This is a genomic window from Echinicola sediminis (genome assembly GCF_054777495.1).
The window spans coordinates 1-6,093 of record NZ_BAAHAP010000165.1; the positions used below are offsets into that span (position 1 = coordinate 1).

The window sequence follows — 6,093 nt, forward strand, 5'->3', positions numbered from 1 at the left end:
GGGTAATCCACCTCTGAAGCGCTAAAATCTCCCCTTCTCAATAGTCTGTTCCATAACTCTGAATCTTCATGAAGCTTTAATCGAATATCAAAAAGTTTTTCCTTTAAAAGAAAGTCCCTTTTTATGGTTAAAGTGTTTGTATGAAAAAGAACCCACTTTTTTTTTAGTTTAATTTTATAAAACTCTAGACTTGAAACTTCTTTTCCTATTAATTTCCTTGGATCCTTTTTTACACCATACCTTTTGGTAAGGTCATCTTGATCTGTTTCAAGAATGGCACATGAGTACATTCCATCTTTAACTTTGCCTTCAGAAAATAATAATTTGTCTCTATTAAACCTATGAGGCATATACCAATCGTCCGCGTCCAAAAAAGCAACCCATGGAAATTTTGCAGATCGAATCCCCAAGTTTCTACTTGCTGAAACCCCTTTATTTACTTCCCCAGGATGCCGAAGTAATTTAACTTTGACATAATCCATTTCCAGTTGATTACATACTTCCAACGATTTATCTGAGGACCCATCTTCCACAAGAATCACTTCTCCAACCTCTGAAAGAATTGTTGCAGAATTCACCGCTGTTGAAATATACTCGGCCATATTATAGACGGGGATAATAACAGATACCTTAAACTCTGGATGCATAAAAATGAATATCATTTAAAATTTCATCTACTCCCTCTTCAAGTGTGTATCGAGCTTCCCAACCTGTCAACTTTTTAAGCTTAGCTGTATTTAACCTAACAGGTACATCTATCTTTGAAAAATCACTTACCGAAGCATTGATCATTGGTAACTCTCCCAATGATTTAGCTACGACACTTATAATTTCACTTATAGAGTACAGATCACCTGACCCAATATTATAAACACCAATAGCCTGATTTTCAATTAATAGCTTTACAGATTTCACAAAATCCTGTATGTACAAATAATCCTTATTAGTACTAAGTGGGACCCAAATATCAACTGGCTCTTTTTTTAATGTCCTCAAAATCAAGGTACTTATAAGACCTTGTTGCCCTAATGATTTACTTTTATAGCCATAAATATTAGAAGGCCTTAAAACCAACGCATTTACCTGATATAGATTACGGTAATACTCAATGTATTCCTCCATGGTTGATTTCACAATTCCATAAGATGATTGTGGTCTTTTAGGATGATCTTCCTCAAACGCAACTTCATCTCCTTTACCATACACCGCTCCTCCAGAAGAACAAAACACTAAATATTTTTCAGGGTGATTTTTTAAATATTCCAATATTGAAATCAAAGGCAACAAATTGGATTGCGCATCCCCATAGGGGTTGCACATGGATGATTTTGGATTTGATGTGGAAACTAAGTGAACGATAATATCGGCCCATTCTAAATGAGTCGTCAACTCATTCTGATTTTCTATTCTACCAACATATCCCTCTATTCCATTTTCTAAGGAAATTTGGTTTGCAGATGGAGAAAAAATACGAACATAATAATCTGTACTTAACAAAGTTGACAAACTTCTTCCTACAAAGCCTGTTCCTCCCAATACAAGAACCCTTTCTTTCATAATCGTATCATTTTTTTCAAAAACCAAAAATGAACTCTAGGTTCAAAAAATCTATAAATTATCGGGTTTGATAAAAATACCATATAAGTATTATGTCCTTCATTTATCCCATTAGAACAGGCTATTTTCCATTTCTTGTAAATTAATCTTGTGAGATATTTTTTATCAATGGATGGTGGAAAAGACAACTTACAAAAGGATTTATAAAAAGAGCCTACTCTTCTTAACTCATTTAAATCCTGAAAATCAACCTTCTTATGGTTTATTTTTGAATAGATTTCCTTTTGGCTTTCTGAAAGATTTATTCCCAAATTTTCTAAATATTCTATTTTGGCTAATAAGGAAGAATCATAATTTGCTGATTTAAAAACCTTGGTATACTGCATTTCATGGAGTCGATAAAATATCCCTACTTCCGGAAGATTATAAAACTTTCCAGCAAACGCTAAATTTATCCACAATCCAAAATCTTCAGCATGATTATATTTTTGATTGTACTTTAAACCATGTTCCCTTAGGACCGATTTTCTGATCATGACAACTGGATGAATAAAAGGTGAACCAAAAAACAAATACGTTTTATTTTCCCTATCCTCAACTGGAATATTATATTCCTCACCTGTTTGAAGTATTTTTCCTTGCATTCCGCAAAGCACTACCTCTTGGTGATCCTCCATAAAAGAAGCCTGCTTTTCGAATCTAGTGGAAACCGCAATATCATCTTGATCCATTCTGGCAATATACTTTCCATTTGCCATGGAAATACCTTTATTTAAGGTTCCTATTAAACCTAAATTTTTCTCATTTTTTATATATCGGATTCTATGATCCTTAAATTTTGATATCACCTTTTCTGACTCATCAGACGAGGCATCATTAATCACTATTAATTCAAAATTTTCATAGGTTTGATCCAATATGCTTTTAATAGCTTCATACAGGAAATCCTTCCCATTGTAAACGGGAAGAACTACTGATATTAAGGGAACATTACTTCTGTTTACGTCCAAAATATTTTAAGCTTTTGATTATTCCCTTTAAATAAAATCCCATCCCCACTTTACCTTCCCTTATTCTTTTTAATTGATGATCCATACTTTGGATTCTGGATATTTTCTGTTCCCATAGATCAGGTAATATCATATCTTTTACATTCACTTCTGGTAAATTCAAATTTTTAGAAGAGAATAAAACCATATTTTGCCTATACCAAACATCAATGTTCTTATCTTCCCATATTAATGGTCGAATCATTTCATAAGCTGTGTATCCTTTCCCCGCAAATAATTCAGACCAATATGAAAGCCATTGTTCATTAACATGATTTTGACCTCCCTGACCAGGAACAGCTGCTGAAAATAAAATTAAATCTCCATGTTTGGTAAGACTTTCCACAAAGCATTTGGCAGCAGAAGCTTTTAAATGTTCAGCAACTTCAAAAGAAATGACAAGGTCAAATTTTCTTTGCAGATCAAATGCCTTTTCAAGGTCTTGGGGAATGAAATTACCCAAAGGAATATATTTTTTCAACAGAGACCTATCCACATAATCCCCATCAACCCCACAGACATCCTGAATCCCATGCTTTAAAAAGGTATTCATCCATGTTCCTATTCCACAACCTACATCTAGTATTGAATGAGGCTGAACCACTTTTAAGATCAAAGGAACAATTACCTCAGCAGCACGAGTATTATGTACTAATTCTGAAAGGGTATATCTATTTTTCTTCAACTTCATTAAATTTATCCTAAAATGGATTTGGTAATATTTCTAAACTTGAAAATCAGTTTGTATCCAAAAATATAGCTAAGTGATAATAAAATGGGTTTTTTCCTATTTACCAATATTTGATTTCCTTTCACATGAAGCAAATATCCCCAGCACTTTTCTGCCAAAGAAGGAAACATATCGTAAAACTTGATAAACAAAATTTCATAATTACTAGCAATGGCTTTCCTTACTTCCTCAGTATCCCTTCTTTTTAAAACATAATTTTCACATTTTTTTATTGATTCAAGAAAGGAATCATAAACCTCAAAGGAATTTCCAGCACTAACATGACCTTTATTAGGTTTTCTATAAAACCCTACTGAATCTTTGGAATAACAAAGTTTATTGGCTTCTAAAATTATCTTGGTGGAATACTCTCCATCTTGATTTTTAAGAATTTCTTCATTCCAATCATTTACTTTACCTGCTATTTTTTTTGGAATCAAAAAAACAAATATTGGAAAAAATTGTTTGTTCATCCATAAATGGGTTAGGGCACTGACTCCATCATTGGAGTAAGATTCCCATCTTTCGAAATTGATATTGACATTATTTATATTTGTAGTAAAAAATTCCCAATTCGAAATAGACATTACTTTTTCCCCTCTATACTGTTTGAGATCATTTATTTGGGCTTCAATTTTCCTATTATCCAAGATATCATCAGAATCTAACCACTGAATAAAATCCCCAGATGAAAGTTGAAAAGCATAATTCCTACAAACATTTCCGCCTTTATGAAGATGATCTGGTCTTTTAAAAATTTTAAAACGGTTATCCTTATCCTGATAATCCAATAAAACTTCCCACGATCCGTCTGTACTACGATCATCCACTATTATACATTCCCAATTTTGATAAGTTTGATTTAAAACTGAATCTAGTGTATCTCTTAAATAAGGAGCTTTATTATAATTAGGAATGAGAATAGAAACTAGTGGTTTGTTATCATCCATACCATTCATTCATTAAAGGCAAACAGTGACTATTATAATAATCTCTTTGTTTTTTCGACCACTGTGTTTTAAGGTCATATTTCGCTTTATTAAAAATTTTGATTTGGTAATCGTAATCTGATAAGCCTAGTAGGTGATTTATATCATACAAACCCTGAGAAAACTCCTCCAGTTTAATGGTTAATTTTTTCCCATTGGCTATCTCCTCAAAACTTTTTGAGATCAGATTATTCCAATATGACCAATACCAGCAATTTCTTTCAAAAGCAGACATTTTCTCCCAATCATTTTCAGATAATATGCCATTTACTTTTCCTCCATTCAATCTGTAAGCTGAATATATCCCTCCAGTAAAGCGTGCTCTAAAATCATTTGTAAAACCATATTCAACATCATCAAACCAGCCCCTACTATATGTTGAAGTTATCACATCCTTGGCATTTCTCAATAGCCAAATAAATTTAGCTTGAGGAAAAATTTCTCGGAGCACCTCTACCAGGTTAGATAACTTTTGATCCGACTCTCCATAATATGGAGTAAAAATATTAGTGGTAGACGAATAAATTTTTACTATCTCTTTTTTCACCTGTTCCCTTGAAATTATCCCGTGAGCATAGTCAGTTGAAAGCCTGATCAACTCAGGTTTTGCCTCATGCAAACAGGTTACATCAGGATGTTGTGACAAAGTTCTAGCAATAGATTGGCTACCAGATCTTCCAGTGCTAAGAATAAAAAAAAGATTTGGTCCTAAATTAAAAACAGATTTTCCTTGAAGAATCTTAGAGCTTTCAGTAATCAAACAACCATTTACGCCTCCATATTTCTTACTATCCTTTAAAAGCCTATATCTTTCTCCATTTCTTTCTTTTAAAATTCTTTGAGGACCACTTCCAATAATTGAAAAAGGAGGTACATCTTTTGAAACTACTGCCCCCAATCCAATAATAGCACCTTCTCCTATTGTTACTCCTGGACAAATGCATACATTCATCCCAATCCAAACGTTTTCAGAGATTTTTACAGATTTATATATTCTTTTATCATCATAAGGTAAGGCAGTCCCTTCATAATTATGATTACTGGTGTAAATAACTACATTTCTACTGATATGAGTATTATCTCCTACAAGTATTCCTCCATCAGAGTGTATATACGTACCATCTCCAATGTGAACGTTATTACCCAATACCAAAAACTCTGGGTGAGTAATTATTATATTTCCATTTATTTTTACTCCTTTCCCACAATCACGAACCTTGGATAGTATCTTATTCTTCTTGGCAACATCTAATTCTTTTTCTGCTTGTTTATTTACCTCGAATAAAATAAACCTGAAAGGGCTAAGCATTAGAAAAATAATTTCTTTAATTCTCTTTTTCATTCACTATATTATTTCAAAATCGACCAAGACGCCTTCTCTTCCTTGAGCCGGAATTATACCTGAACCATAATAGTCCCCATCAATAACTGATATTTCTCCTGCATCCTTAATCCAATCTAAAGTTTCATATTTAGTCTGAGCCATTAAGTTAATTGAATAAACTCCATTTCTTAATGGAAGTTTACTTAATAAAAAAGTGACAGATTTCTTTTCCCCAGACACTGTATTTATATGATAATTAATGCAGTCCGTCCTCAAAGAGAAAAAAAAAGTATTGTTGTTCTTTGAAAAAAAACCTATAGACAAAATAGTCTTGTCTATATCACTACTACTTTCAAAGTAAAGTTTAAAATGGTAAGGGCTACCACTTATCCCCTTTTCTGATTTACCATAAATTTCCTGATTAATAAATCCGCTCCATGTAAC

At 32.7% G+C, this 6,093-nt stretch carries 7 protein-coding genes; all 7 read right to left on the reverse strand.

Annotated features, from left to right (window positions below):
• The coding region (locus ACYVAA_RS21960) for a glycosyltransferase family 2 protein (protein ID WP_460546028.1) at positions 1-602 on the reverse strand (602 nt) is incomplete at its 3' end.
• A 28-nt stretch (positions 603-630) separates the two neighbouring features.
• Positions 631-1,557, reverse strand: coding sequence for a Rossmann-fold NAD(P)-binding domain-containing protein (locus ACYVAA_RS21965; RefSeq protein ID WP_460546030.1), 927 nt, complete (start codon positions 1,555-1,557; stop codon positions 631-633).
• Positions 1,554-2,567: a glycosyltransferase family 2 protein gene (locus ACYVAA_RS21970; RefSeq protein WP_460546032.1), complete on the reverse strand. Its 1,014-nt coding sequence runs from the start codon at positions 2,565-2,567 to the stop codon at positions 1,554-1,556. The genes ACYVAA_RS21965 and ACYVAA_RS21970 overlap by 4 nt, the downstream gene beginning before the upstream one ends.
• Positions 2,548-3,291 (reverse strand): class I SAM-dependent methyltransferase, encoded by a 744-nt coding sequence (locus tag ACYVAA_RS21975; RefSeq protein ID WP_460546034.1) that lies wholly within the window; start codon positions 3,289-3,291, stop codon positions 2,548-2,550. The genes ACYVAA_RS21970 and ACYVAA_RS21975 overlap by 20 nt, the downstream gene beginning before the upstream one ends.
• Positions 3,292-3,302: 11 nt before the next feature.
• On the reverse strand, positions 3,303-4,286 hold the full coding sequence (locus ACYVAA_RS21980) for a glycosyltransferase family 2 protein (RefSeq protein ID WP_460546036.1): 984 nt from the start codon (positions 4,284-4,286) through the stop codon (positions 3,303-3,305).
• Positions 4,279-5,667 (reverse strand): sulfotransferase, encoded by a 1,389-nt coding sequence (locus ACYVAA_RS21985; protein ID WP_460546039.1) that lies wholly within the window; start codon positions 5,665-5,667, stop codon positions 4,279-4,281. Before ACYVAA_RS21985 ends, ACYVAA_RS21980 begins: the two co-directional genes overlap by 8 nt.
• A 3-nt stretch (positions 5,668-5,670) precedes the next feature.
• Positions 5,671-6,093 (reverse strand): Wzt carbohydrate-binding domain-containing protein (locus ACYVAA_RS21990; protein ID WP_460546041.1); only part of this gene is annotated, 423 nt, incomplete at its 5' end.